General features: G+C 73.2%; 26 protein-coding genes and 1 tRNA gene. 12 read left to right on the top strand and 15 right to left on the bottom strand.

The window, feature by feature from the left end:
• Positions 1-28 precede the first annotated feature (28 nt).
• Positions 29-2,131: a bifunctional diguanylate cyclase/phosphodiesterase gene (locus tag HC251_RS22660; protein ID WP_219942894.1), complete on the bottom strand. Its 2,103-nt coding sequence runs from the start codon at positions 2,129-2,131 to the stop codon at positions 29-31.
• Between the two features lie 231 nt (positions 2,132-2,362).
• Between HC251_RS22660 and HC251_RS22655 the strand changes: the two genes are divergently transcribed.
• The 6 genes from HC251_RS22655 (at position 2,363) to HC251_RS22630 (ending at position 8,402) form a co-directional block, all read left to right on the top strand.
• Positions 2,363-3,121 (top strand): hypothetical protein, encoded by a 759-nt coding sequence (locus HC251_RS22655; protein ID WP_219942893.1) that lies wholly within the window; start codon positions 2,363-2,365, stop codon positions 3,119-3,121.
• Positions 3,121-3,831 carry a S1C family serine protease gene (locus HC251_RS22650; protein ID WP_219942892.1) on the top strand — a complete coding sequence of 237 codons (711 nt, stop codon included), beginning with the start codon at positions 3,121-3,123 and terminating at the stop codon, positions 3,829-3,831. The genes HC251_RS22655 and HC251_RS22650 overlap by 1 nt, the downstream gene beginning before the upstream one ends.
• 92 nt (positions 3,832-3,923) lie before the next feature.
• Positions 3,924-6,455, top strand: a complete 2,532-nt coding sequence (locus HC251_RS22645; RefSeq protein ID WP_219942891.1) for a beta-glucosidase — start codon at positions 3,924-3,926, stop codon at positions 6,453-6,455.
• Between the two features lie 55 nt (positions 6,456-6,510).
• Complete coding sequence (locus HC251_RS22640; protein ID WP_219942890.1) at positions 6,511-6,669, top strand: hypothetical protein; 159 nt, start codon at positions 6,511-6,513, stop codon at positions 6,667-6,669.
• Positions 6,670-6,724: 55 nt separating this feature from the next.
• Positions 6,725-7,456, top strand: a complete 732-nt coding sequence (locus HC251_RS22635; RefSeq protein ID WP_219942889.1) for a response regulator transcription factor — start codon at positions 6,725-6,727, stop codon at positions 7,454-7,456.
• Between the two features lie 151 nt (positions 7,457-7,607).
• Positions 7,608-8,402, top strand: coding sequence for a DUF2382 domain-containing protein (locus HC251_RS22630; protein WP_219942888.1), 795 nt, complete (start codon positions 7,608-7,610; stop codon positions 8,400-8,402).
• Between the two features lie 76 nt (positions 8,403-8,478).
• On the opposite strand, the gene HC251_RS22625 is transcribed toward HC251_RS22630, so the two are convergent.
• The 3 genes from HC251_RS22625 to HC251_RS22615 all read right to left on the bottom strand — a co-directional run bounded on the left by HC251_RS22625 (position 8,479) and on the right by HC251_RS22615 (position 10,604).
• A complete protein-coding gene (locus HC251_RS22625; protein ID WP_219942887.1) occupies positions 8,479-9,687 on the bottom strand; it encodes a thiolase family protein in 1,209 nt (402 codons plus the stop codon).
• Positions 9,684-10,091, bottom strand: a complete 408-nt coding sequence (locus HC251_RS22620; RefSeq protein WP_255566526.1) for a Zn-ribbon domain-containing OB-fold protein — start codon at positions 10,089-10,091, stop codon at positions 9,684-9,686. The genes HC251_RS22625 and HC251_RS22620 overlap by 4 nt, the downstream gene beginning before the upstream one ends.
• 147 nt (positions 10,092-10,238) lie before the next feature.
• Positions 10,239-10,604: a TraR/DksA C4-type zinc finger protein gene (locus HC251_RS22615; RefSeq protein WP_219942885.1), complete on the bottom strand. Its 366-nt coding sequence runs from the start codon at positions 10,602-10,604 to the stop codon at positions 10,239-10,241.
• Positions 10,605-10,640: 36 nt separating this feature from the next.
• Here HC251_RS22615 and HC251_RS22610 point away from each other — a divergent pair, with 36 nt between their 5' ends.
• Entirely contained in the window at positions 10,641-11,612 is a 972-nt protein-coding gene (locus HC251_RS22610) for a zinc-binding dehydrogenase (RefSeq protein WP_219942884.1), read from the top strand.
• Between the two features lie 109 nt (positions 11,613-11,721).
• Here the strand turns inward: HC251_RS22610 and HC251_RS22605 are convergent, their stop codons facing one another.
• Entirely contained in the window at positions 11,722-11,871 is a 150-nt protein-coding gene (locus HC251_RS22605; protein WP_219942883.1) for a hypothetical protein, read from the bottom strand.
• Positions 11,872-11,979: 108 nt separating this feature from the next.
• Here HC251_RS22605 and HC251_RS22600 point away from each other — a divergent pair, with 108 nt between their 5' ends.
• Positions 11,980-12,411 carry an SgcJ/EcaC family oxidoreductase gene (locus HC251_RS22600; protein WP_219942882.1) on the top strand — a complete coding sequence of 144 codons (432 nt, stop codon included), beginning with the start codon at positions 11,980-11,982 and terminating at the stop codon, positions 12,409-12,411.
• Between the two features lie 120 nt (positions 12,412-12,531).
• Here the strand turns inward: HC251_RS22600 and HC251_RS22595 are convergent, their stop codons facing one another.
• Together HC251_RS22595 and HC251_RS22590 are read right to left on the bottom strand one after the other, a co-directional pair.
• Positions 12,532-13,788 carry an FAD-dependent oxidoreductase gene (locus HC251_RS22595; protein ID WP_219942881.1) on the bottom strand — a complete coding sequence of 419 codons (1,257 nt, stop codon included), beginning with the start codon at positions 13,786-13,788 and terminating at the stop codon, positions 12,532-12,534.
• Between the two features lies 1 nt (position 13,789).
• A tRNA-Lys gene (locus tag HC251_RS22590) sits at positions 13,790-13,862 on the bottom strand.
• A 156-nt stretch (positions 13,863-14,018) separates the two neighbouring features.
• On the opposite strand from HC251_RS22590, the gene HC251_RS22585 reads away from it, so the two are divergent.
• A complete protein-coding gene (locus HC251_RS22585) occupies positions 14,019-14,219 on the top strand; it encodes a hypothetical protein (protein WP_219942880.1) in 201 nt (66 codons plus the stop codon).
• Positions 14,220-14,302: 83 nt separating this feature from the next.
• On the opposite strand, the gene HC251_RS22580 is transcribed toward HC251_RS22585, so the two are convergent.
• From HC251_RS22580 to HC251_RS22570, 3 genes are all read right to left on the bottom strand, one after another.
• Positions 14,303-15,055, bottom strand: a complete 753-nt coding sequence (locus tag HC251_RS22580; RefSeq protein ID WP_219942879.1) for a hypothetical protein — start codon at positions 15,053-15,055, stop codon at positions 14,303-14,305.
• A gap of 1,034 nt (positions 15,056-16,089) precedes the next feature.
• The gene (locus HC251_RS22575; RefSeq protein ID WP_219942878.1) at positions 16,090-16,386 is read right to left on the bottom strand and encodes an ANTAR domain-containing protein; all 297 of its coding nucleotides are present in this window, start codon (positions 16,384-16,386) and stop codon (positions 16,090-16,092) included.
• Between the two features lie 139 nt (positions 16,387-16,525).
• Complete coding sequence (locus HC251_RS22570) at positions 16,526-16,741, bottom strand: hypothetical protein (RefSeq protein ID WP_219942877.1); 216 nt, start codon at positions 16,739-16,741, stop codon at positions 16,526-16,528.
• A gap of 356 nt (positions 16,742-17,097) precedes the next feature.
• On the opposite strand from HC251_RS22570, the gene HC251_RS22565 reads away from it, so the two are divergent.
• Positions 17,098-17,991: an alpha/beta hydrolase gene (locus HC251_RS22565; protein ID WP_219942876.1), complete on the top strand. Its 894-nt coding sequence runs from the start codon at positions 17,098-17,100 to the stop codon at positions 17,989-17,991.
• Positions 17,992-18,532: 541 nt separating this feature from the next.
• Here the strand turns inward: HC251_RS22565 and heR are convergent.
• The 4 genes from heR to HC251_RS22545 all read right to left on the bottom strand — a co-directional run bounded on the left by heR (position 18,533) and on the right by HC251_RS22545 (position 21,609).
• Positions 18,533-19,300 carry a heliorhodopsin HeR gene (gene heR, locus HC251_RS22560; RefSeq protein WP_255566525.1) on the bottom strand — a complete coding sequence of 256 codons (768 nt, stop codon included), beginning with the start codon at positions 19,298-19,300 and terminating at the stop codon, positions 18,533-18,535.
• 54 nt (positions 19,301-19,354) lie between these two features.
• The gene (locus tag HC251_RS22555) at positions 19,355-20,365 is read right to left on the bottom strand and encodes a YihY/virulence factor BrkB family protein (protein ID WP_219942875.1); all 1,011 of its coding nucleotides are present in this window, start codon (positions 20,363-20,365) and stop codon (positions 19,355-19,357) included.
• 146 nt (positions 20,366-20,511) lie between these two features.
• A complete protein-coding gene (locus HC251_RS22550; RefSeq protein ID WP_219942874.1) occupies positions 20,512-20,820 on the bottom strand; it encodes an STAS domain-containing protein in 309 nt (102 codons plus the stop codon).
• A gap of 45 nt (positions 20,821-20,865) precedes the next feature.
• The gene (locus tag HC251_RS22545; RefSeq protein WP_219942873.1) at positions 20,866-21,609 is read right to left on the bottom strand and encodes a hypothetical protein; all 744 of its coding nucleotides are present in this window, start codon (positions 21,607-21,609) and stop codon (positions 20,866-20,868) included.
• Between the two features lie 183 nt (positions 21,610-21,792).
• Here HC251_RS22545 and HC251_RS22540 point away from each other — a divergent pair, with 183 nt between their 5' ends.
• Positions 21,793-22,860, top strand: a complete 1,068-nt coding sequence (locus HC251_RS22540; protein WP_219942872.1) for a class I SAM-dependent methyltransferase — start codon at positions 21,793-21,795, stop codon at positions 22,858-22,860.
• A 75-nt stretch (positions 22,861-22,935) separates the two neighbouring features.
• Complete coding sequence (locus HC251_RS22535) at positions 22,936-23,607, top strand: RNA polymerase sigma factor (RefSeq protein ID WP_219942871.1); 672 nt, start codon at positions 22,936-22,938, stop codon at positions 23,605-23,607.
• Between the two features lie 188 nt (positions 23,608-23,795).
• On the opposite strand, the gene HC251_RS22530 is transcribed toward HC251_RS22535, so the two are convergent.
• The gene (locus tag HC251_RS22530) at positions 23,796-24,905 is read right to left on the bottom strand and encodes an NDMA-dependent alcohol dehydrogenase (protein WP_219942870.1); all 1,110 of its coding nucleotides are present in this window, start codon (positions 24,903-24,905) and stop codon (positions 23,796-23,798) included.
• Positions 24,906-24,948 lie beyond the last annotated feature (43 nt).

Raw genomic sequence — 24,948 nt, 5'->3', positions numbered from 1 at the left:
GGGGGACTTCCGGACAAGGTTCGGGGGGTCAGGTCTGGCGCTCGAGGACCTCGATGAGGTCGGCCTCGGCCATGGGCATGCCCAGCAGCCAGCCCTGGGCCGAGTCGCAGCCGAGGGCTCGGAGCCGGTCGAGCTGGATCTGCTCCTCGACGCCCTCGGCCACGGCGCTCAGCCCGAGGGCGTGGGCCAGGTCGATCACGGCGGCGACGATGGCCTCGTCCTCGGTGTCGCGCCCGAGGCCGGCCACGAACGACCTGTCGATCTTGAGCACGTCGACCGGGAACTGGCGCAGGTAGCGCAGCGACGACCACCCGGTGCCGAAGTCGTCGACGGCGACGTGCACGCCGAGGTCCTGCATCTTCCCGAGGGCCAGGCCCGAGACCTCCACGTCCATCAGGTCGGTCTCGGTGATCTCGAGGACCAGGGCGCCGTGGGGGAGGCCGGTCTCGTCGAGGATGGCGGCCACGTCGTCGAGCAGGTGGGGCGAGGCCAGCTGGCGGGCGGAGATGTTGACGCTCATGACCAGGTTCCCGAAGCGCTCGGGGAACAGGCCGCGGAACCGGGCGAGGGCCCGCGCCGCGGTGGCGGTGATCCAGCTGCCGACGGGGACGATGAGCCCCGTCTCCTCGGCGATGGGGAGGAACTCGCCCGGCGTGAGGATCCCCCGCTCCGGGTGCTCCCAGCGGACGAGGCACTCCACCCCGTTCACGGCGCCGGTGCGGAGGTCGAGCTGGGGCTGGTACACGAGCCGCATCTCGTGGCGGTCGAGCGCCCGGCGGAGCCCCTGCTCCAGCTCGAGGCGGTCGACGACCTGGACGTGCATGGCGGCGTCGAACACCTCGGTGCGGGACCGGCCCCGGGCCTTGGCCTGGTACATGGCCGCGTCGGAGTCGCGCATGAGCGACTCGGCCTCCTGGCTGCCGTCGCTGCTGGCCACGCCGATCGACACCGTGACCGTCACCTCGGTCCCCTCGAGGACGAGCGGGCGGGCCACGGCCCGCTCCACCCGGGTGGCGATCTCGAGCGCCTCGCGCCGGTCGGTGAGGTCCTCGCACAGCACGGCGAACTCGTCGCCGCCGAAGCGGGCCACGGTGTCGCCGGGCCGGACGGCGCCCTCGATGCGGGTGGCCACCTCGACCAGCAGGGCGTCGCCGGCGGCGTGGCCCAGGCTGTCGTTGACGATCTTGAAGTTGTCGAGGTCGAGGAACAGCACGGCCGCCAGCGTCTGCTGCCGCCCGGCGCGGGCGACGGCCACCCGGAGGCGGTCGAGCAGCAGCGTGCGGTTGGGCAGCGCGGTCAGCGGGTCGTGGGTCGCCTGGTGCTCGAGCTGGTCCTCGAACGCCTTGCGCTCGCTGATGTCCCGGCCGACGATGGCGACGGTCTCGATCCGGCCCGTCTCGTCCGCCGGCTCGCCCGGGCCGCGGTCGTCGTCGCGCAGGGCGACCATCACCACCGACAGGGGCACGGCGTCGCCCTCGGCGTCGTGGACGGCGAGCTCGCCCTCCCACAGCCCGGTGGCCACGAGGGCGGGGACGACCTCGGTCATCACCCGGTGGCGGACCCAGGGCGGCACCCGGGCCTCGATGGCGCCGAGGTCCGCCTGGGGTGCGGTGAGGCCGAGCAGGTCGAGCCCGGCCCGGTTGAGCGACACCCGGCCGTCGGCGACGGTCAGCGTGCCGACCAGGTCCGTCGACGCCTCGAGGGCGAGCGACAGGCGCTGGCGGTCGCTCTCGGCCGCCACCTCGCGGGTGACGTCCCGGATGGTGAAGATGAAGCCGTCGACGTCGGGGTCCGAGGACAGGTCGGCGAAGCGGACCTCGAGGTGGTGCCAGCCGCCGCTGGCGTCGGTCGCCCGCACCGGGAACGGCTCGGTCGAGGGCGTGTCGCCGTCGCCGGCGACCCGCTCGCGGGCCCGCCCGACGTCGTCGGCGTGGATCAGGGTGTCGCTCGGCATCCCCACCAGCGCCTCGGGGGTGTAGCCCAGCACCGCCTCCACCGAGGGGCTGATCCAGCGGATCCGGGTGTCCGGCGCGACGACCACGATGATGTCGGAGCTGTAGCCGACGAGCTTGCGGAAGCGGCGCTCGGCCGGGCTGGTGCCGGTCTCCGGCGACGGATCGGGTGCGGGCAACGCGGTCTTCCTGGGTCGTCGGGGTGGCGCCCCAGGCTACGCGTCGGGGAGGACCGCGCTGGGTGAGGGTGGGTGCACGCAGAGCGCACGGCGGGGGCGCCGGGCGCGGCCGGGGGGTCGGGCCGGGGAGGGGGCACCCAGGTGGCCATCGGGGCGGGTGGGGCCGGTCGCCAGCGGCAAGACTGCGGGCGGCCGCCGAGCGCGGCGACGACCACGACGGAGAGCCGAGCCATGACCTACCCGCCTGCGCCGGGTCCGACCGGTGGCGACGACGCCACCCGGGCCTTCCCCGCCTCGGGGCCGGCCGGGCCGGTCCCTCCCGGGCCCCCGCCGCCGAGCACGCCCGGTGCCCCGGCGTGGGGGGCGGACCCGTCCGCCGCCGGCGGCGGGCCGCCCACCGGTCCGGTCCCGCAGGGCTACCCCGCCGTCGGCCCGGCGCCGGCACCGGGCTGGTCCGGGGAGGCGCCGTCCGGCCCGCCGTCGTCGGCCCCGCCGCCCGGGCCCAGCCCGGGGCGCCCCCGGGGGCGGATCGTGGGCCGGGCCCTGCTGGTGCTCGTCGTGATCGGTGCCCTGGCCGGCACCACCGCGTGGGGCTTCGTCAACCGCTCCAGCGCCGAGCGCTGGCGGGACCGCAGCGAGGCGGCCGACGCCGACCTGCGCGAGGCGCTCGACCGGGTCGACGCCACCAGCTCCGAGCTCGAGGACGCCCGGACCCGGCTGCGCGACCTGGCCAACGAGAACGCGGGCGAGACCGACCGCAACCGGATCCTCTCGGACATCGTCGCCCAGGCCCCCGAGGTCACCGCCGCCCTGGCCGACTGCCAGCAGCAGACCACCGACCTGGCCAACGACATCATCGCCGCCTTCGGCGACCCCGCCCCGGACGCCGCCGGCCTCCAGGAGCGCACCGACGAGGTCAACGAGGTGTGCGAGGACGCCCTCGACCAGGCCCAGGAGCTCGAGGCCGCCATCGAGGCGCTGGGGATCTGATGGGCCGCCGTCTCGCTGTCGCCGTGGTGGCCCTGGTCGTGCTCGGGGTCGCGACCGGGTGCGTCGCCCCGCCGAGCGACCCCGAGGTCGACACCTCCGCCATCGACGCCCCGGTCGAGGTCGACCCCGGCCTCTACACCGTCCGCATCCGCAGCCAGACCTGCGAGGGGCTGGGCGTGGGGTCCGGCTTCCTGATCGACAGCACCACCATCGTGACCAACCGCCACGTGGTCGAGGGGGCCGAGACGCTCGAGGTCGAGACGTCCGAGGGCGTCGACCTCACCGTCGAGGTGGCCAACCAGGGCCTGCTGGCCGACCTGGCCGTCGTGCGCCTCGACGCCTCGTCCTCCATGGAGGAGGTGATGGGCGAGGACGCCCCGCACGCCACGCTGGCGCCGGTGAACCCCGAGCCGGGCGACGACATCCGCGCCTTCGGCTACCCCGAGGGCGGCGTCCTCACCGTCACCGAGGGCGAGGTCGAGGACTACGTGGCCGACCCGCAGCTGGGGAACCTGTCGAAGGTGATCCGCTCCGAGGTCGAGATCCACCCCGGCAACTCCGGGGGCCCGGCCATCAACGAGCGCAACGAGGTGGTGGGCGTCGTCTACGCCATCGAGGTGGCCACCGAGAAGTCGCTCATCGTCCCGGTGGACACGCTCCAGCGCCTGCTGGAGAACGACGAGGGCGTGGAGACGGTCCAAGGCTGCTGATCCGGGCGCGGTCGGAGTGGGTCAGACCCACTCCGACCCGAGGTCATTTCGCTTACTTGATGGTCAGGGAAATGCGCCCGTAGGGTCGCACCATGGCCGACGCCCTCCGCCCCTCTGCCCGCGTGACCGAGATGGTCGCCGCCATGACGCTCGACGAGAAGGCGGGGCTCACCGCCGGCGTCGACTTCTGGTCGACGCTGCCGGTCGAGCGGGTCGGCCTGCCCCGGGTGCGGCTCACCGACGGCCCCAACGGGGCCCGGGGCCCGGTCACGCGCGGCGAGGGCGGGCTCCGCGCCGTCTGCGTCCCGTGCGGGACCGCCCTCGGCGCCTCGTGGGACGTGGACCTCCTCGAGCGCGTCGGCGTGCTGCTCGGCACCGAGGCCCGGCGCAAGGCGTGCCGGGTCCTCCTCGCCCCGACCGTGAACATCCACCGCTCGCCCCTCGCCGGGCGGAACTTCGAGTGCTACTCGGAGGACCCGCTGCTGTCGGGCCGGGCCGCAGCCGCCCTCGTCCGGGGCGTGCAGGCCCAGGACGTGGCCACGACGGTCAAGCACCTGGTCGCCAACGACGCCGAGCACGAGCGCACCTCGATGAGCTCCGACGTCGACGAGCGGACCCTCCGGGAGATCTACCTGCTCCCGTTCGAGCTGGCCATCCGCGAGGGCGGGAGCCTCGGGGTGATGACGAGCTACAACCGGCTCAACGGCATCTGGTGCACCGAGGACGAGGCGCTGCTCGGCGGCATCCTCCGCGACGAGTGGGGCTTCAGCGGCTTCGTCGTCACCGACTGGTACGGCGTCACCACCACCGAGGTGTCGCCGGCGGCGGGCGTCGACCTGGAGATGCCCGGCCCGGGGCGGGCCTTCGGGGCGCCGCTGGCCGACGCCGTCCGGGCCGGGACCGTGGCCGAGGCCGACCTCGACGCCCAGGTCACGCGGCTGCTGTCGGTGTTCGAGCGGGTGGGGGCGCTCGACGACACCGGGACCGAGGAGCCCACGTCGGCCGACGAGCCCGCCGACCGCGAGCTGGCCCTCGAGGCCGCCGTCTCCGGCACGGTGCTCCTCACCAACGACGGGACCCTGCCGCTCGACCGGTCGGCGCTGCGGCGCGTCGCCGTCATCGGGCCCAACGCGGCCAAGGCCGTGATCATGGGCGGCGGGTCCTCGCACGTGGAGCCCTTCCACGTCGCCACCCCGCTCGAGGCCATCGGCGACCACCTGGGCCCCGACGTCGAGGTCGTCCACGAGCCCGGCGTCGACATCACCCGGGCGGCCCCGACCCTGAAGGCCGAGGTCGCCGTCACCTACCACGCCGGGTCCGAGCCCGGCGGTGAGCAGGTGCGGGCCGAGACCCTGACCGCGACGCAGCTGCTCAGCTTCGGCCCGCCCCAGGGCGTGCCCGCCGAGTTCACCGCCCGGGCCACGTGCACGTTCACCCCCGAGCGCACCGGGCCCCACCTCTTCACCCTCGCCCAGGCCGGCCGGGCCCGGCTGGCCGTCGGCGGCCGCGTGCTGATCGACGGCATGGCGACGCCGCTCCCGCGCGGGCGCACGTTCATGGGCTACGGCAGCAAGGAGGTCACCGAGACGATCGACCTCGTCGCCGGCGACCCCGTCGAGATCGCCATCGACTACACCTCCGGCGGCGACGGCGGCTCGGGCGGCGTCTACGGCGTGAAGGTCGGGCTCCGGGCCCTCCTGCCGCCCGACGCCGTCGAGCGGGCGGTGGCCGCCGCCGCCGAGGCCGACGTCGCCGTCGTGGTCGTCGGGACCGACGACGAGTGGGAGTCGGAGGGCTTCGACCGGCGCTCGATGGACCTGCCTGGCGAGCAGGACGGCCTGATCCGCGCCGTGGCGGCGGCGAACCCTCGCACCGTCGTCGTCGTCAACGCCGGGGCCCCCGTGACCATGGACTGGATCGACGACCCCGCCGCCGTGGTGCAGGCCTGGTTCGGCGGCCAGGCGATGGGGCCGGCCCTGGCCCGGATCCTCACCGGGGACGCCGAGCCCGGGGGGCGGCTGCCCACCACCGTGCCGGAGCGCCTCGAGCACAACCCGTCGTGGGGCACCTTCCCCGGCGACCACGACCACCACCGCTACGGCGAGGGCGTCTTCGTCGGGTACCGCTGGTACCAGTCCCGGCACCTGCCGGTCCGGTTCCCCTTCGGGCACGGGCTCTCGTACACGACCTTCGACGTGGGGACGCCGACGGTGCCCGCGTCCTTCACCGCCGGCACCGGGGACGAGCTCGTCGTCGAGGTGCCCGTGACCAACACCGGCAGCCGGTCCGGCAGCGAGGTGGTGCAGCTCTACGTCGCGCCTCCGTCGCGGACGGAGGTGCCCCGGCCGCCACAGGAGCTCAAGGCCTTCGCCAAGGTGCACCTGACCGCCGGCGAGTCGACGGTCGTCCGGCTGACCCTCGACGACCGTGCCTTCGCCTGGTGGGACGTCGGCACCGAGGGGCACGCCGCCGTGGTCGAGCGCCTGCCGCTCAAGCCCCCCGGTGCCGCCGCCGCGGTGCGCTCCCCGGGTTGGCGGGTCGAGGCCGGGACCTACGCACTGCGCGTCGGGCGCTCGAGCGCCGACATCGCCCACGTCGTGCCCGTCGAGGTCGTCCCGGCGTGACCCCCGGTCGGGGGACCGCGGCGTCGGGGGTCCGGCGACGGGCAGCGGGCCGGCCATGGTCGCGCCCCTGCCCGCCCGTCCCGCCGGCCCGAGCCGCCGCCGCTCGGGCCGCGTCGGGCCGACGGATGCGAGGGAGCTCGCCCTGTGGGCGCTGACCGCGCTCCTGGTCGTCGGCGTCGCCCTGCTGTGGTGGCTCGCCGTCCTGCCGGCCTGACGGACGAGCCGACGCCGCCTCCGCGGCTCCGCCCCGCGTCGGCCACCATGGTGCCGTGACGAGCGAGGGATCGAGGACGGAGGTGGACCTGGCCCTTCCCGTCTCGGTGGCCGCCGTCAACGACTACGAGCTGATCATCGACGGCATCGCCACCATGCTGGGCCGGTTCCCGGGCCAGGTCGACGTGGCCGAGCGCATCGTCATCGGCGAGCCGGTCGACCACCCCCCGATCCACGTCGCCCTCTACGACACCTACGGCCGCGTCGGCATCGCCGGCCAGGCCCTGGACCGGCTCCGCCGGCACCGCGACATCCTCCACGTCGCCATGTTCACCCTCGAGCTCAACGACCAGCTGATCGCCGACGCCCGCCGCCACGGGGCGACCGGGTTCATCTCCAAGACCCTGCCGGCGGAGGTCATCGTCGATGCCATCCTGCGGGTGGCCGCCGGTGAGGAGGTCGTCGCCCGGGGCACCGACGAGGCCATCACCGGCCCCCCGGCGCTGGACGAGCTCGACTGGCCGGGCAAGGCCGACGGCCTGACCGAGCGGGAGAGCCAGGTGCTCGTCCTCGCCTCGGAGGGCCTGACCAACGCCGAGATCGGTGCTGCGCTGTACCTCGGCCGGGAGACGGTGAAGACCTACCTCAGCCGGGCCTACGCCCGGCTCGGCGTCCGCAACCGGGCCGAGGCCGTGCGCTTCCTGCTCGCCGACGGGGCCTTCGCCCGGTTCCGGAGCTCGCACGAGGCCCTCGACCAGGGCGACCCGGTGGCGCGCCCAGAGGGGTAGCGGCCCACCGCCGGGAGCGGGGGACGGGCGTCCCCCGGCCGAGGGATGGTGGCGGTCCCCCGCCGGGGGGAACCGCGCTCCGGCGTGGTTGGAACCCCCCGTCGGGGGCGAGCGAGGGGCCCACCACCCCCGAACCACCCCGAGGATCACCATGACCGACACCCGCCAAGCCACTTGGACCGACTGGGTCGGCGCCGACGTCGTCGACCGCGACGGGGACAAGATCGGCAAGCTGCAGAACGTGTACATGGACCGGGCGACCGGTCAGCCCGAGTGGCTCGCCGTCAGCACCGGCATGTTCGGGCGCAACGAGACCTTCGTGCCCATCGACGGGGTCGACGCCGACGGCGACGCCCTGAAGGCCCCCTACGAGAAGGCCTTCGTCAAGGACGCCCCCAACGTCGACCCCGACGCCGGCTTCATCTCCAACGCCGAGGAGAGCCGGCTCTACGAGTACTACGGGCGCGAGTACCAGGCCTGGAGCGACACCGACCGCGACGCCCAGGACTGGGACCAGCACGACACGAGCCGTGGCGCCGGCCACGACACCTCCGGCCCCGACACCGACTCGGCCATGACCCGCTCGGAGGAGGAGGTCGACGTCGGCACCCGCGACCGCGAGGCCGGCCGGGCCCGCCTCCGCAAGTACGTGGTCACCGAGAACGTGACCACCACCGTGCCCGTCCGCAAGGAGAAGCTCCGCGTCGAGCGCGAGCCGATCACCGACGGCAACGTCGGCAAGGCCATGGAGGGCCCCGACATCTCCGACGAGGAGCACGAGGTCGTGCTCAACGAGGAGGAGGTCGTCGTGGACAAGAAGGTCGTGCCCAAGGAGCGCGTCCGGGCCGAGAAGGACGTCGAGGTCGAGGACCGCGAGGTCACCGAGCAGGTCCGCAAGGAGAAGGTCGAGGTCGAGGGCGACGCCCGCGGCGGCACGCGCGGCTGACCCTCGGCGCCCGCCCGACACACAAGGTGCCAGGCACCATCCGTGCGACGCGGATGGTGCCTGGCACCTTCCGTGCTCAGGCGGCCTGGAGGATGTGGACGCCGCAGGCCGAGCCCAGCCCGATCACGTGGGCCAGGCCGGTGCGGGCCCCCTCGATCTGGCGGTCGCCGGCCTCGCCCCGCAGGTGGTGGCACACCTCCCAGACGTTGGCGATGCCCGTGGCCGAGATGGGGTGGCCCTTCGACTGGAGGCCGCCGGACACGTTCACCGGGATGCGCCCGTCGCGCCACGTCGCCCCCGACTCGAACAGGTCGACGGCGCCGCCGGGCTCGCAGAGCTGCAGGTTGTCGTAGTGGACGAGCTCGGCGGTGGCGAAGCAGTCGTGCAGCTCGACCAGGTCGAGGTCGTTGGGCCCGACGCCCGCCTGCTCGTAGGCCTGGGTGGCGGCGGACCGGGTGAGGGTGTTGACGTCGGGCAGCACCTGGCAGCCGTCGGTCCACGGGTCCGAGGTCAGCACCGAGGCGGCGATCTTGACCGCCCGGCGCTGCTGGGCGTCGGACATCGACGCCAGGCGCTCGCCGGTGACGACGACGGCGGCGGCGGCGCCGTCGCAGTTGGCCGAGCACATCGGTCGGGTGTTCGGGTAGGCGACCATGTGGTCGCCCATGATCTGCTCGAGGCTCATGGCCTTCGTGTAGGCCGCCAGCGGGTTCAGGGTCGAGTGCGAGTGGTTCTTCTCGCTGATCTTGGCGAAGAGCTCGAACGGTGCCCCGCCGTAGGCGTGCTGGTGCAGGTACTCCATGCCGATCTGGGCGAAGGTGCCGGGCATGGTGGCGGTGCCGATCCGCCCGTCGGTGGCGACGATGGCGCCGATCCGCCCCTTGGGCGACCAGGTGCCGTCGCCCTCCTTGCGGTTGCCGCCGGCGAGGAGCCCCGCCCCGGCCAGCTTCTCGACGCCGACGGCGAGGCCGATCTCGCACTCGCCGGCCTTGAGGGCCATGATCGCGGTGCGCAGGGCGGTTGCCCCGGTGGCGCAGGCGTTGGACACGTTGTAGACGGGGATGCCGGTCTGGCCGATCTGCTTCTGCAGGCCCTGGCCGAAGCCCAGCCCCTGGCCCATCAGGTTGCCGGCGGCGAGCACGCCGACGTCGGCCATGGTGACCCCGCCGTCGGCCAGGGCGGCCGTGGCCGCCTCGGCGCCGAGGTCGAACGTGTCCAGGTCCGGGTGCTTGCCGAACCTCGTCATCGAGATGCCGAGGATGTAGATGGCGTCGCGGTCGGTCATGTCAGTGCTCCTTCGAGAGGGGCGAAGCCGAAGCCGACGCCCTCGTCGCCGTTGGCGTCTGGGCCCATCGAGTAGGTGGTGAGGCGGACGGGCATGCCCAGGCGGACGTGGTCGGGGTCGGGCGTGACGTCGCGCAGGTTGGCCTGGACCTTGGTGCCCCCGCAGTCGAGGACGGCGGCCACGAACGGGACCTCGACGCCGGGGGCGGCGAAGGTGACGATCGTGTACGCCGTCACCGTGCCCTCGGCCGGCAGGTCGGCCGGGGCGAAGTCGGTGCCCGAGCACGAGGCGCAGGCGTTGCGCCGGTCGAAGAACCGGGCTCCGCACGCCGTGCACTCGTGCACCCGGAGGTGCGGTTCGGGATCGAGGACGAGGTAGTCGACGATCGGGATCTGGGTGCCCACGGGCGCCTCCACGTTTTCTTGACCGGGCGGTCAACGTAGCCAACCGGCGCCCGGCGCGCTGTCCCAGCGGGCTGGGGCGTTCCGTCACCCCTCATGCGCCGGGGAGACACATGGGGGTCGACAGAACGGCGGAGGGGCGGCGGTTCGTCAGGGTGGGACCGCCCCGGACGCGGCGCAGGCGACGCAGTGCCGCGTGCCCGGCAGGGCCTGGAGCCGCTCCCACCCGACCTCCCCGCCGCAGGTCGCGCAGGTGCCGAGGTCGGCGTCGGCGGCCAGGGCGGCGTCGAGCTCGGCCAGCCGGACCCGCGCCTCCCCCGCCAGCGACGAGACCTGGGCCCGCTCGTAGGCGGTGGTGCCGTCGGGGTCGTGCTCGTCGTCGGGCGGTTCGAGGTCGGCCGCCGCGACCAGCTCGGCGAAGGTCTGCTCGAGCGCCGCCAACCGTGCCGCGGTCCGGTCCCGCTCCTCGACGACCATCCGACGCAGCTCGTCGCGCGCCGCCTCGCTCAGCGCCATCGATCGACCCTACCGACGCTGTGCGAAGGTGGCCCGATGCTCGCCGTCCAGTGCCTGTCCCAGTCGAAGGACGACCCCCTCTCCGGGCTCGCCGTCCACGAGGTGGCCGACCCCGAGGTGCCCGACGGGTGGGTGCGGGTCGACGTCCGGGCCGCAGCCCTCAACCACCACGACCTCTGGTCGCTCCGCGGGGTCGGGCTGGCGGCCGACCGGCTGCCCATGACGCTCGGCTGCGACGCCGCCGGGGTGACGGCCGACGGGCGCCAGGTCGTCGTCCACGCCGTCATGGGCGACCCCGCCGCCGGGGGTGGGGACGAGACGCTCGACCCCCGACGCACCCTCCTCTCCGAGCTCCACCCGGGCACCCTGGCCGAGGCCGTCGTCGTCCCGGCTCGCAACGTCGTGCCCCTGCCCGAGGGGATGTCGTTCGAGGAGGCGGCCTGCTTCCCCACGGCCTGGCTCACCGCCTACCGGATGCTCACGACCCGCTCCGGCCTCGACGGGCCCGGCACCGTCCTGGTGCAGGGGGCCGGGGGCGGCGTCGCCACCGCCGCCATCGTCCTGGCCAAGGCCCTCGGCCACCGGGTGCTGTGCACGTCGCGGGACGCGACCAAGCGCGACCAGGCCCTCGGGCTGGGCGCCGACCTCGCCGTGGCGACCGGCGAGCGCCTCCCGGAGAAGGTCGACGTCGTCGTCGAGACGGTCGGCCGGGCGACGTGGGAGCACTCGCTCCGGTCCCTTCGCCCCGGCGGGCGGATCGTCGTCAGCGGGGCGACCAGCGGTCCCGACCCCTCGGCCGACCTCAACCGGGTCTTCTTCCTCCAGCTGTCGGTCGTGGGCTCGACCATGGGGACCCGCGACGAGCTGGTCGCCCTGCTCGACCTGGTGCGCGGGGCAGGCATCCGGCCGACGGTCGACGACGTCCGCCCCCTGGCCGACGCCCGGGTCTCGTTCGAGCGCCTGGCCGAGGGCACGGGCTTCGGCAAGCTGGTCCTCACCGTCCCGTAGCGCCACGTCGTCCTGGGCCGCGGCCGGGTGGGCACGCATGACGTCCGGCGCACGGCCCCGGCCGGGCAGGCGAGCCGAGTGGCGGTGTCGTCGGACCGGGCTGGGTCGGTCAGCCGTCGGTCCGCGGGGCCTGGGCCAGCTCCTCCCGGAGGCGGCGGATCTCGGCGATCAGCTCGATGGTGACGCGGTCCATGGCCGTCATCCGCTGGCGGGCGTGGCGGTCGATGACGGAGAGCCGGTGGTCGGTGAGCGCAGCCATGAGAGCGAACATACGTTCGCCATGGCGGTCTGGCAAGGGCCCGGTCCGATGGGGATCGGCGGGCGGCCCCGTCGGTACGGGAGAGGACACCGACCCCGAGGAGGCACCATGACGACCACCCCCGTGGACACGACGACCGCGACGACCGACGAGGAACAGGTGCGCATCCTGCTGGAGCGGTGGTTCACCGCCGTGCAGGAGGCCGACCTCGCCGGGGTGCTGGCCGGCCACGCCGACGACATCGTGATGTTCGACGTCCCGCCGCCCGACGCGGGCGTGCGGGGTCGCGACGCCTACCGGGCGACGTGGCCGCCGTTCCTCGAGTGGCAGTCCGGCGACGGCGTGTTCGAGCTGGTGGAGCTGGACGTGACCGTGGGCGACACGGTCGCCTTCGCCTGGGCCCTGCTGCGGTGCGGCCCGGCGTCCGAGGTCGCCGCCCACCCCCACCAGAGGCTGCGCCTCACCGTCGGGCTGGAGAAGCGGTCGGGGCGGTGGGTCGTGACCCACGAGCACCACTCGTTCCCGGACCGCACCCCGTAGCCCCGTCGCCCCCGGCGCCGGCGCCCGGTCGTCGCCGTCGCCCCGTCGTCGCCGTCGTGCGGCGAGGAGTGGGCGGTCTCGTCCCGTGACGGCCGCACGAGCCCGCCGTGGTCGGTCGGCTCACCGGTCGCCGAGGACCTGGCCGGCGAGCATCCGACCGATGGCGAGCGACGCGGTGGCGGCCGGCGACGGCGCGTTCAGCAGGTGGATCGCTCGGGCCGAGCGGCTCGTCACGAAGTCGTCGACGAGGGTGCCCCGCCGGTCCACCAGCTGGGCCCGGATGCCCGACGGTCCCGGCTCCACGTCCTCGGCCCGCAGCTCGGGCAGGTAGGCCTGCATGCGGCGCAGGTACCGGCCCCGCAGCCGCTCGTCGAGCAGCTCGCGGGCGCCGGTCCCGACGTGGCGGGCGGCCAGGCGCCAGGAGCCGCCGAAGCGGGCCACCTCGACCAGGTCGCGGGCCACGGGACGGCGGTCGTAGGCCTCTCGGCCGAGGGCCAGGAGGGCGTTGGGCCCGGCCCACACCTCGTCGTCGATCCGCCGGGTGAAGTGCACGCCGAGGAACGGGAAGCGGGGGTCGGGGACGGGGTACAGGTTGCCCTGCACCAGGCGGGCGGCGTCGGGCCGCAGCCGCAGGTAGGACCCGCGGAAGGGCACGACCCGGCTCCCCGGGGGGAGCGTCAGCGCCGCCAGCCGGTCGGCCTGCAGCCCACCGCAGGTGACGACCAGGTCGGCCCGCACCTCCCCCACGTCGCCTCGCCGCCCGCCCACCCCGCCAACGTTGGACGGGATGCCGCAGGATGATGCGGCTCCCGTCCAACGTTCGGCGGTCACGGTGACGCCGCCCTTGTCCTCGGCGATGGCGGTCACCCGGTGGCCGGTGCGGACGACGCAGCCGGCGGCCTCGACCTCGTCGACGAGCGCCCGGCACACGGCGAGGAAGTCGATGACGCCGGTGACGGGGGAGTGGAGGCCGCGGTGGCCGGCGGCGTGGGGCTCGATCTCCCGGATCTCGGCCGCCGTCACCGTCCGGAGGCCCGGCACCCCGTTGGCCCGGGCCCGGGCGGCGAGGGCGTCGAGGGCGGCGTCCTCCTCGGGGCCGAGGGCGACGACCAGCTTGCCCGTGCGGCGCCGGGGCACGCCGTGCTCGTCGGCGAACCGCTCCAGCTCCTCCCGCCCGGCGTGGCACAGCTTGGCCTTGAGCGACCCCGGCGCGTAGTAGATGCCGGCATGGAGGACGCCGGAATTGTGGGAGCTCTGGTGCCGCCCGACCTCGGACTCCTTCTCGAGCACGGTGACCCGGCTGTCGGGCGCAGCCCGGAGGATCTGGTGGGCGGTGGCCAGCCCGACGATGCCCCCGCCCACCACGATCACGTCCACGTGGGTCGCCAGGGACTCGAACCCTGAACCAGCGGGTTAAAAGCCCGATGCTCTGCCAGTTGAGCTAGCGACCCTGGCTGCCGCACCCCGCAAAGCCATGCGACACAACGAAAGGGTGCGAACACGATGAGCGTACTGAACAGGGAAGAGCAGTGGCCGACTGTGGCGGCCACCCCGCTCGACGAGGCACGAGCACGGCGAGGGTCGAAGGACACCAGACCAAGCGACACGTGCTGATCTACGCAGACGAACGCCCGACCGATGCACCCGAAGTCGTGCGGATTCCCGACGGTGGGGGCCTCGAGCTCGTCGTCGAACGATTCCCTGGCACGGTCGGCCGCTTCGACCTCGACGACGGTGACCTCGAGGTCGGCCCGGGGGCCGCCGATGTCGACACCACATGGACCCAGCTCATCGGCGTCATCCGCTGACCAAGCTCACCCGACGCGGGGCACCGGATCCGGGCACCGGGGTCAGCCCGCACATGTCTGCTCGACCGCTCGCTGCGATGGGATCAGTAGCGCCGGGAGAGGGTGATGGAGAAGACCTGGTCAGACCCGGGGGTCACGCGCAGCGATACGTAGCTCACCTTGCTCTCGCCCTCGACCTGCACTCGTCGGAACCTCGTCACGATGTCGCCGCTGCCGTCGCGCATCGGCTGGTCGACTCGGAAGGTGTGGCCGTCACCCTGCATCCACAGCACCTGGCCCGAGAAGGCAAGCGTCTCGGCCCGTACGGCGTCAGCCAGGTCTCGGTACGAAGATGAGATCGTTCCGTCTGCGTTGTAGGCGCTGTCCTGGGAGAGGAGGACGACCCCCTCGTGGCCAGCATCGCGAGCGGCCCTGAACGCGTCGCGAAGCCATGTGATCGTCGCTGCGCGACGGGCCCGCCCTTGGGAGCGGCTCTGGTCGTCACCGCCGCCCACGACGTGGAGGGTGACGAAGGTGATCGTGGCGTGCGACCACCGCGCGTTCTCCGGGTAGCCGGACTCGGCCTGTGAGGCAAGCGACCGTGTGGTGCGACCTCGCGACGTGGTGCCAGTGCTTCGAAAGACGAGCTCGCGGAGTCGGCGGAGACGATCGTCTCGCGATGAGCCGCAATCGAGCCACTCGTTGTCGCCCGGCGTGTAGACGAGCGGCTCGTCGAACGAGTCGAACCGACCGATGTTCTCGATGACGTTGGCGTCGGTGCAAGGCGCTGAGCTGCTCTTGAAGTCGCCGAGGTGGGTGGAGAACACGGCCGACGAGGCGTTGATGTCGGCGATCATGCGGTCGTAGGCGGCCTCGAGGGAGTCCGAGTACGGCACGTCCCCGAACACGGCGACGTCGTAGGGAGGTGCCGGTTCGCAGCCCGTGAGGCTCGATGCACCGAGCACCAGGACGATCAAGGTGGCGAGGACAGAGGGGTTCCATCGCTTCATCGCTTACCAACGGTAAGCACCGGGAGCTCTCCGGTACCCCCTGCTCGGGCGAGGCATCCTCACCCCCTTTGCTGACACCATTCCGGCGGCGTGGCGGCGCCAGGGGGAGCGTCGAGGAGGTGGTACTTGCTCCTGCCCTCTCCCGTCCGCTTCGGACGACGGCGCAGGGGCCGCTCCTCAGGGTCGTCCTGGCTCACACCTTGCGGCCGGATCAGCCGAGCGTTGCCCGTCACCGGGTCTTGAGTGCCCTCGGGCCATCATCGGCGAGCGACGAGCGAACGTATCGCGCACCTCGAGGAAGAGCCCGGCTTCGAAGTCCTGGACTGGGTGGCCGCGGCAGCGCGGGTCGCCATGGCGATGCCGTTGTTCACCCTCGTCACCGGCTCGGCGCAGATCCAATCGGGGTCGCCGCTGTAGACGACCATGTGGGTAGCGTCGGCGGGCTCATGGGCTGAAGTGGAAGGAGCGCCCGGCGTACGCTCACGGCACTGCCCACCGGGGGCTCGGTGGACTTGCCGTCGTGGGGACCGGACGGGGAGGCGCTCATGGACGAGCCTGACCTGCTGCTCCCGGAGGGGGCTGTCAGCACGGGCGCTGCCTCTGGTCGCACGGTCTGTCGACGGGAGGACATCACACCCGGCACGGCTCAGTCGGCTCGCGGCCCCTGGTCTCCGCCAGCATCTCGAGCACGAAACTTGAAGGCGGTGGCGGCGAGGGCGGAGCAGAGGCCCGGGTCGGTCCGACCCCCCAAGGCGTGTGAGCCACGGCGACCCCCTCGCGTCGGATGGCCAGGGCAACCGCCGATCTGAAGCGGGCGCGTCGACGGGGGCGAGAAGGTTGCCGAGTCGATGTGCTGCCGTCCGCCGAACGGCGACGTACCCTCAGTCGCGCAGGTCGACCACGACCTCATCGGGAGGGCTAGTTCGCGCGACATGCGCTGCGACCTCGACAAGCCTCTTGTCCAGCTCCTGAGCGGCGCGCACGAGCCACGCGTACGCCTGATCGTCGGTGAGCTGATGGCGTTCCATCAGGATGCCCTCGGCCCGCCCGATCAGGTACCAGCTGGAGTCGATGAGGGTTCGGCTCGCGACGAGGTCATGCAGACGGAAGTTGTGCGCCTCGTCAGACCCCCCGAACGCGGAGCGCGGCTCATCTGAGGAGCGAGACGGGGGCGACACGACGAGGGCAGCAGACTGGTACGACGAGGCTTCGCAATCGCGAAAGGGCTGATCATACGACAGGTGTCAACCGCCCGGAGTGGCCCCTGGGCTGTCCGCCGAGCGCACCGGATCCGGGTGCCCGTGCGGGCGAGCTCGGTCAGCGGATGACGCGGTCGAGCTGGGACCGGATGGTGTCGACGTCGACGGCCCCCGGGCGAACCTCGAGGTCACCGTCGTCGAGGTCGATGTAGCCGACCGCGCCAGGGAATCGCTCGACGACGAGCTCCAGGTCGGCAGCATCCTGCATCCACACGACCTCGGGTGCATCGGTCGGGCGTTCGTCCGGGTAGATCAGCATGAGTCGCTTGGTCACGGTGTCCTCCGACCCTACGGATCGGCGCACGGACGGCATCCATGAGCACCGCCCCGCCGTACGGCGGGGCGGTGCGACGCCCTGACCCCGACGTCTTCTCGTCAGCGGCGGAGCACGGCCCCGTAGACCTCGACGTCGCGGCGCACCATCGTGGCCCGATCGAACCGCCGTCCGGCCGCGACCGACCAGGGCCTGAAGCGCACCGGGTTCCGTGGCGGGCTGGTCGCCCTGGGCGGGGTCGTCATGGGGTTGATGTGACGGTCGTGGGCGTTCTCTCGAACTCGACGGGCGGTACGTGGCCGAGGCTTCGGTCTCGTCCCCGGGCGCCCGGTCGGCCCCGCCTTTACGATCTCGCCATGCTCACCTCGACCGCGCGCCGCCGGAGCCTCGCCAAGGTGTTGGTCGCGGCCCTCGCCCTCGCCCTCATCGCCACGTCCTGCGATCTCGCCTACCCCCCGGGAGAAGGGAACCTCCGGTACCGCGACCCCGTGGTCGCCGACGTCACCAAGACCGCCGACATCACCTACGGCCAGGCTGTCGACCAGCAGGGCGCGACCAAGGTCTTGAAGCTCGACCTCTACGAGCCCGCGGGCGACACGGTGACGGCCCGGCCCCTGATCATCTGGGTGCACGGCGGAGGCTTCTCCTCCGGGTCCAAGACGTCCGGGGAGATCGTCGAGCAGGCCACCAGCTTCGCCCGCAGGGGGTACGTGACCGCATCGATCTCCTACCGCCTCTCGCCGCAGGGGTGCAGGGAACCCAACGCGACCTGCATCGAGTCGATCTACGACGCCATCGAGGACGCCCAGGCCGCGGTCCGGTTCTTCCGTCGCTACGCCTCCCGCTACCGCATCGACCCGAACCGCATCGCCATGGCGGGCACGTCGGCGGGAGCGATCACCGCCCTCAACGTCGGCTACGCGACGCCCGTCCCGGGCAACAGCGGGAACCCGGGGTACTCCTCGGCCATCAGGGCTGCGGCGTCGCTCTCGGGTGCGGTCATCTTCACTGGCTCGGTCGGTCCCGGCGACGCCCCCGCCCTCCTCTTCCACGGCACGAACGACGGACTGGTCCCGTACTCTTGGGCGACGGCGACGCGCGACACGGCCGAGGACGCCGGGCTCCGCGCCGCCCTCGTCACGTGGGAGGGAGAGGGCCACGTGCCCTACTACGAGCACTCCGACCAGATCAGCGATCTCACGCGCAACTTCTTCTACGCCCACCTCGACGCTGCCCGGGCGGCCCGCTGACCCCGACGCGTCAGAGCGAAGGAGGGTCCGCGTCGGACCGGTCACCGAGCGAACGCCGTCGTCGGTCGCGAGCTCGGCGCACCGAGGCGATCGGAAGCACGAGCTCGTTGTGGTCTCAGGCCTGGGGGCATCGAGGTCACCGCGGCCGACGCCGACCTCGTCTTGAAGGACATGGGCCAGGGGTGCGACGGCTCACGCAAGCTCCGAAGGCGACGCTCCCGAGCACTGTCGACGCGCGCGCGGCATCGGCGTCGTCGAGGCCCCGGAGACGCCCTGGCCGGTGCTCGTCGGCGCCGCCGTCGCAGCCGTGGCTCTCGCCGTCGTCGCCGCCGTCGTGCCGGCTCGGATGGCGAGGCGGGTCGCCCCCGCGATCGTCCTCCGCGCCGGATGACGGTCCGGCGCGACGGAGGCCCGGTGCGTCGAGCGGGTCATGGCGCGCTGCGAACGGGGTGCGTAGGAGGAGATGGCTCTCCTATGAGAGCCGCTCGGCGGCCCCTGCGATCCCGCCCTCGACCAGGAGGGTGTGGCCGGACAGGTCGGGTCAGCCGGCCAGCGAGCCGCCGAAGATCTGCCAGGCCAGCACCGACTTCGCCCCGAGGCTGAGCACCAGGTACGCCTTCTCGCCGAACGCGTAGTCCGACCAGGGCCCGACCCCTCGGTACTGCAGCCACTGGTTGACCCCGAAGCTCATGAAGAACACGAACTGGGCGACGACGATGCCGTAGACGAAGGTCGGCACCGTGTCGGCGCCGGCGACGTTCACGACGATGGCGACCCACGGGGCCGCCCCCGCCACGCACCCGAACCAGAACGGCCGCATGGTGAGGGTCGCCCGCCCGGGCGGGTTCGCCTCCTCCTGCAGCCACCCGAAGAGGATCATGGCGATGTTGGCGCCGGCGATGCCGACGATGGCGGTGATGTCGGTGATCCCGCTGTAGCTGCCGATCAGGACGATCATCAAGGTGGCGCTGAAGGCGTACTCCACCCAGCGGAACCGGTTGATCCCCCGCTCGAGGTCGGCCTCGTAGGTGCGGCGCCCGACGGTCGCGGTGAGGAGGTGGTCGAGGGCGGCGAGGCCGAGGAAGGCCGCGACCGCCCACCCGATGCGGATGTCGACGAGGTCCTCCGGCGCGGGTGCGTCGGCGCCGGGCGGCCCGGTCGGGAAGGTCGAGGTCACCGTGACGGCGAAGTCGCTGGCCAGCACCACGACGGCGACCGCCTGGGCCAGGTGCAGGACGGTGAGCCCGAGGTTCCACCGTCGCAGGTCGTCGAGCCTCGCCCGGGTCATCCCTGCCTCGGCGTCGGCCATCGCGGGACGGTACCAGCAGGGCTCCGGGACGGACCCGCGGCGCGGCGTCGCCGGTCAGACGGTGCGAGCCCTCCTCTTCGGCTTGGGGGCCTTGCGCTCCGGCAGCTGGATCTTGCGCTCGGCGCCCGACGTGCCCTCGTCGAGCTGTCGGCTTCGTTCGACCTCGGCGTTGAGCTCGGCGCCGAAGAGGATCGCCAGGTTGGTGAGCCACAGCCAGATGAGGGCGATGACGACACCGGCCAACGCCCCGTAGGTCGTGTTGTAGGACCCGAAGCTCGCGACGAAGAAGGCGAACCCGACAGATGCTGCGACCCAGATGAGCACGGCGACCACGCTGCCGGGGGTGATCCACTTGAAACCAGGGAGCTTGGCGTTCGGCGCCGAGTAGTAGAGGAGGGCCAGCATGAACATCACGACCACCCCCAGGACCGGCCACTTGAGGATGTTCCAGGCGGTGATGGCGCCGCTCCCGACCCCGATCTGCTCACCGACCTCACGGGCGACGGGGCCGGTCAGGGCGATGGCGCCGAGCACCACGGCCAGGAGCACCACGAGGATGAGCGTGACCACCATCTGCAGCGGACGCAGCATGAAGACGGAACGCCCCTCCTCCACCTCGTAGATCTCGTTGGAGGCCCGCATGAAGGCGCCGATGTAGCCCGATGCCGTCCACAGCGCCGCCCCCAGCCCGACGATGAGCCCGAGCCCCGCAGCGTTGCGGTCGCTGGTGACGTCATCGATGGGCTGCTCGAAGGTCTCGACGGCGCTGGAGGAGCCCAGCGACTCGGCGATGCCCGTGAGCGTGTCCGTGATCGTCTCGGGGTCGCCCACCAGCCCCACCACGGACACCATGGCGATGAGGGCGGGGAAGATGGACAGCACCGAGTAGTAGGTGAGGGCTGCGGCTCTGTCCGTGAGCTCGTCCTCCTTGAACTCGGTGAGCGTGCGCTTGAGCGTCTGCGCCAGCCCGCCCCGCGGTGCGTGGGCGGGCCCGGGCTCGCCCCGCCAGTCCTCTGCGTCGCGACGGGTGTCGTCGCTCCACGTGGGGTCTCCTGCGTCGGACATGGCGGACCTCCTCGGCGGGTGGCGCGGACAGGCTGCGGCGGCCGGAGCGGACGGGCGATGCTCGGTTCCCGGACGCGCCTACCCAGCGCGGGCCGACCGAATCGGTGCCGAGACAACACCACGCCGTCGCGCCCCGTGGGTCGGTCCTACTCGTCGAGGAAGCCCGTCAGCCCGGTGATCTCCAGGAGCCGCCGGAGCTCGTCCGAGGGCCGGTCGAGGGTGAGGGCGCCGGGCACGCCGATCCGGTTGCGGACGACGACGAAGCTCCGCAGCCCGGTGGAGTCGCAGAACTCGAGCGCCTCGCAGTCGAGCACGACCTGGCGGGCCCCCTCGGCCAGCGGCTCGATGGCGTCGAGGAACACCCGCACCGTCGCGGCGTCGAGCTTGCCCGCCACGCGCGCCCGGACCACCGACCCGCGGCTGTGCACCACGACGTGGAGGCTGCTCGTCGACATCGGCGCGGACGCTAGCGACGTGCGGGCCCGGGGACCTGCTCGCGGTCAGCCGGAGGGGAACGGGAACCAGACCGCCTTGGCCGCGGCCAGGAGCTCGCCGCTCGTCGAGAAGAGGGCGGTGCCGGCGAGCAGCTTCCGGCCGTCGCTCCCGATGCGCCAGCCCGTCACGATGAGGTCCTGGTCGGCCGGGACGGGGGCGTCCCGGCGCACGGTGATGCGGCCGAGCAGGCCGGCGGGCTCGCCGGCGGCGATGAAGGCGAAGGCGCCCGGGCAGTCGAGGGCGGCCACGACGATCCGCCCGTCGACCCACCCGTCGGGCCCGGCGGCGCCGGGGTCGGGACGCCAGACCGCCGCGACCTGGTCCCCGTCGCTCCCGGGCACGGGCCCGGCGGCGATCCGCAGGCCGTGGCCGTCGGTGCGAGCCAGGCCGCACCCGAAGCAGGTCGGGTGCACCCCGGGGCCCTGGCGCGCGGGCGAGCCCGCCTCGGCGGCGGCCGCCTCGTCGCGGGTGGGTGGACGGGGCACGTCGAGGACGAGGTCGGTGGGGACGGCCTCGGCGACGAGGTCGTCGCCGTGCCACAGCGACGACCGGGACGGGTCCTGCTCGTCGAGGCGCAGGGGGGTGTCGAGCGGCGTGGCCCGTCGGAGCGTCACCTCGACCGCGCCCGGCCACCGGCCGGTGAGGAGCCCGGCGACGTAGCCGCCGTGGCCCATCTGCGGCGGGCCGGCGTAGCGGCTCTCGACGGTGACGAGCCGCGCCCGTCCGGTCATCTGCTGTCCCTCGTCCATGTCGCTGGAACGATCGCGGATCTCGTGGACGGGACACGAACCCGTGGCGTCGTGCCGGTGCGCTGGGTCGTCGGCTCCGGCCGGCGGTCCGCCGGTCCTCCGTCGCCGGGAGCGGCCCGTGGACCTGTAACGGGCACCCCTCGTCGGAGGACCGTTCAGTGTCCGGCACCACAGGAGGCAGCCATGGAAGCAGCAGTCGTCGACGAGACCCGGCTCGAGGAGCTGATGGGGCAGGTGGTGGGCTACATGACGGGAGGTGCGATGTGCTTCGGCATGTGGCTGGGCGACGAGCTCGGCCTGTACGGCGTGCTCACCGACATCGGACCGACCACGGCCGACGAGCTGGCCGCCAAGGCCGGGTGCCACCCGCGGCTGGTCCGGGAGTGGCTCGACGGCCAGGTCGCCGGCGGCCTCGTCGCCTGGGACGCCGACCACGACACCTACGCGCTCACCCCCGAGGCCACCATGGCCCTCGCCGACGAGGGTTCGCCGGCCTTCGTGGCCCGAGCGATGAACGCCCTGGGGTCCCTGTTCATCGACCTGCCCAAGGTCACCGAGGCGTTCCGCTCCGACGGTGCCCTGTCCTGGGGCGATCACCACCCGTGCCTCTTCTCGGGCACCGAGTGGCTCTTCCGGGCCGGGTACCGGGCGGAGCTGCCGGGGTGGATCTCGGCCCTGGACGGCGTCGAGGAGACGCTCACCGGGGGCGGCACCGTCGCCGACGTCGGATGCGGGCACGGGGCGTCGGCGATCGTGGTCGCCCAGTCCTTCCCGCACGCCCGCGTCACCGGGTTCGACTTCCACGGTCCGTCGGTCGAGACAGCCCGGACGCGGGCCCTGGAGGCCGGCGTCGCGGACCGCACCCGGTTCGAGGTGGCCGACGCCAAGGGCTACGACGGCACGTTCGACCTGATCTGCTTCTTCGACTGCCTCCACGACATGGGGGACCCCGTCGGCATCGCCCGCCACGCCCGGGAGCACCTGGCCGATGGCGGCACGGTCCTGCTCGTCGAGCCGTTCGCCATCGACGGTCGGGCGGCCAACATCGCCGAGAACCCGATGGCTGCCCTGCTCTACACGGCGTCGTCGTCGATCTGCACCCCCAACTCCCTGTCGCAGGAGGTGGGCCTGGGCCTCGGCGCCCAGGCCGGCGAGGCCCGCCTGGCCGAGGTCTTCGAGGAGGCGGGGTTCTCGTCGTTCCGGCGAGCCGCCGAGACACCCCTCAACCTGGTCCTGGAGGCCAAGGTCTGACGCCCCGCGCGGCCGCTCGACCGCACCCCGAGGTTCCCCGGGACACACCCGGCGCACCGTCGTACGCTGGCCCCAGTGGGCGATGGATCCGGGCTGGTCGAGCGGCTGCGCGGCGGGGACGAGGACGCGCTCGTGGAGGTGATGGACCGCTACCAGCCGGCACTCCTGCGGGCCGCCGAGGCCACCGTCGGCAGCCGCGCCGTCGCCGAGGAGGTGTGCCAGGAGACGTGGCTCGCCGTGGTGCAGGGCATCGGCGAGTTCCAGGGCCGCTCCTCGTTCCGCACCTGGTTGTTCCACATCATGCGCAACCGGGCCCGGACGTGCGTCGGCCGCGAGCGGCGGGCGGGCCGGCCCGACTCGGACCTGGTGGAGCGGGCCGGCGCCTGCGCGGCCTGGGCGCTGCCGTCGGTGCCGTCGTCGGAGGGCGTCGACGACCGCCTCGACGCGGCCGGCCTCGCCCGTCGAGTCGTCGCCCTCCTGCCCGAGCTGCCCGACCAGCAGCGTCGGGTCGTGGTCCTCCACGACGTCGAGGGTCTGGGCAACCACGACGTCGCGGCGCGGCTCGGTCTGTCCGACGGCCACGAGCGGGTCCTGCTGCACCGAGGCCGGGCCCGCCTGCGCGCCCTCCTCGACGGGTCGGGGCCGACGTGCTCGGCGGCGCCGTCCGCGCGCCGGAGGTCCCGTCGCCCCCGCCCGTCCCGAGGCTGTGATGGACCTCGCGTCGTTGGCTGGAGTGGCGAGCGGTGATGAGGCCCACCCTCGTGATGTCGGCGTTCAACGCCCTCGGCGCGCTCGTGCCCGACCGCGCCTGGCGGTGGGACCGGCTGCTCGGGGCGCGGGGCGCGGGGCCCGGCGGCCGGGCGGGCACTGGGCCTCGGTCCCATCCGCCTGGTCGGGCAGGCACCGGACGGGCAGTCGTTCGGGAGGCGGCGGCATCAGCTCATGGTGATGACGCCGCGCACGTTGGCGCCCGACTTCATGTCGGCGAAGCCCTGGTTGACGTCCTCGAGCGGGTAGGTGTTGGTGACGATGGCGTCGAGGTCGAGCTGGCCGCCGACGTACAGGCGGAGCAGCCGGGGGATGTCGAACAGCGGGTTGGCCGAGCCGAAGATCGAGCCGACGATCTGCTTCTCCATCAAGGTCAGGTCGCACAGCGACAGCTGGACCTCGGTCTCGTGCATGGGGTGGATGTTGGTGACGACCAGCCGGCCCCGCTTGGACACCAGCCGCATCGTGGCGGCCACGTCGGCACCCGAGCCCACCCCGACGCAGGCGATGACCTTGCTGCACATGCGGCCCCAGGTCTCCTGCTGGATCAGCCCGAAGGCCTCGTCGATGCTGGCGGCCACGTGCGTGGCACCCAGCCGCTTGGCCTCGTCCCGCTTGAGCTCGATGGGGTCGATGGCGAAGATCCGCTCGGCGCCGGCCAGCTTGGCCCCCATCAGGGCGCTCGCCCCGATGCCGCCGATGCCGATGATGGCCACGTCGTCACCCGGCTTCACCTCGGCGGCGTAGACGGCCGAACCCCACCCGGTGGTGACGCCGCAGCCGACGAGGCAGGCCCGCTCGAGCGGGATCTGCGGGTCGATCGGCACGCAGCTCCACTCGTGCACCACGGTGTGGTGGGAGAAGGTGCCGAGGCCCACGAGGGTGAACAGGTCCTGCCCCTGGGCGTGGTGGCGCGAGGTGCCGTCCATCTTGAGCCCGCCGAGGGCGCCGGCGCCGTTGTCGCACAGGTTCTGGTGCCCCGTCGAGCACGACGGGCACTCACCGCAGGCGGGGATGAAGGCGAACACGACGTGGTCGCCCGGCTTGACCCGGCTCACGCCGGGCCCGACGGCCTCGACCACCCCTGCGCCCTCGTGGCCGCACACCATCGGGAGCGAGACGGGCAGGTCGCCGGTGACGGCGTGGTCGTCGGAGTGGCACATCCCCGAGGCGACCATGCGCACGAGGACCTCGCCGTCCTTCGGGTCGTCCAGCTCGACGTCCTCGATGGACCAGGGGGTGTTCCTCTCCCACAGGACCGCGGCCTTCGTCTGCACACCACACCTCGCATCGTCGACGGACGTCGGCACCGTACCGCGA

The sequence above is a fragment of the Iamia sp. SCSIO 61187 genome (assembly GCF_019443745.1).
GTDB lineage: Bacteria > Actinomycetota > Acidimicrobiia > Acidimicrobiales > Iamiaceae > Iamia.
Note: the sequence above shows the minus strand (reverse complement) of the source record. Positions and strands in the feature narration are given on the sequence as shown.

Excerpts from the sequence above, each read along its gene's own strand:
- HC251_RS22645 (WP_219942891.1), top strand. The coding sequence starts at position 3,924 with ATGGCCGACGCCCTCCGCCCCTCTGCCCGCGTGACCGAGATGGTCGCC.
- HC251_RS22655 (WP_219942893.1), top strand. The coding sequence starts at position 2,363 with ATGACCTACCCGCCTGCGCCGGGTCCGACCGGTGGCGACGACGCCACC.
- HC251_RS22540 (WP_219942872.1), top strand. The coding sequence starts at position 21,793 with ATGGAAGCAGCAGTCGTCGACGAGACCCGGCTCGAGGAGCTGATGGGG.
- HC251_RS22615 (WP_219942885.1), bottom strand. The coding sequence starts at position 10,604 with ATGGCGCTGAGCGAGGCGGCGCGCGACGAGCTGCGTCGGATGGTCGTC.
- heR (WP_255566525.1), bottom strand. The coding sequence starts at position 19,300 with ATGGCCGACGCCGAGGCAGGGATGACCCGGGCGAGGCTCGACGACCTG.
- HC251_RS22640 (WP_219942890.1), top strand. The coding sequence starts at position 6,511 with ATGGTCGCGCCCCTGCCCGCCCGTCCCGCCGGCCCGAGCCGCCGCCGC.
- HC251_RS22600 (WP_219942882.1), top strand. The coding sequence starts at position 11,980 with ATGACGACCACCCCCGTGGACACGACGACCGCGACGACCGACGAGGAA.
- HC251_RS22650 (WP_219942892.1), top strand. The coding sequence starts at position 3,121 with ATGGGCCGCCGTCTCGCTGTCGCCGTGGTGGCCCTGGTCGTGCTCGGG.
- HC251_RS22545 (WP_219942873.1), bottom strand. The coding sequence starts at position 21,609 with ATGGACGAGGGACAGCAGATGACCGGACGGGCGCGGCTCGTCACCGTC.
- HC251_RS22550 (WP_219942874.1), bottom strand. The coding sequence starts at position 20,820 with ATGTCGACGAGCAGCCTCCACGTCGTGGTGCACAGCCGCGGGTCGGTG.
- HC251_RS22580 (WP_219942879.1), bottom strand. The coding sequence starts at position 15,055 with ATGATCGCCGACATCAACGCCTCGTCGGCCGTGTTCTCCACCCACCTC.
- HC251_RS22625 (WP_219942887.1), bottom strand. The coding sequence starts at position 9,687 with ATGACCGACCGCGACGCCATCTACATCCTCGGCATCTCGATGACGAGG.
- HC251_RS22555 (WP_219942875.1), bottom strand. The coding sequence starts at position 20,365 with ATGTCCGACGCAGGAGACCCCACGTGGAGCGACGACACCCGTCGCGAC.
- HC251_RS22610 (WP_219942884.1), top strand. The coding sequence starts at position 10,641 with ATGCTCGCCGTCCAGTGCCTGTCCCAGTCGAAGGACGACCCCCTCTCC.
- HC251_RS22565 (WP_219942876.1), top strand. The coding sequence starts at position 17,098 with ATGCTCACCTCGACCGCGCGCCGCCGGAGCCTCGCCAAGGTGTTGGTC.
- HC251_RS22605 (WP_219942883.1), bottom strand. The coding sequence starts at position 11,871 with ATGGCTGCGCTCACCGACCACCGGCTCTCCGTCATCGACCGCCACGCC.
- HC251_RS22630 (WP_219942888.1), top strand. The coding sequence starts at position 7,608 with ATGACCGACACCCGCCAAGCCACTTGGACCGACTGGGTCGGCGCCGAC.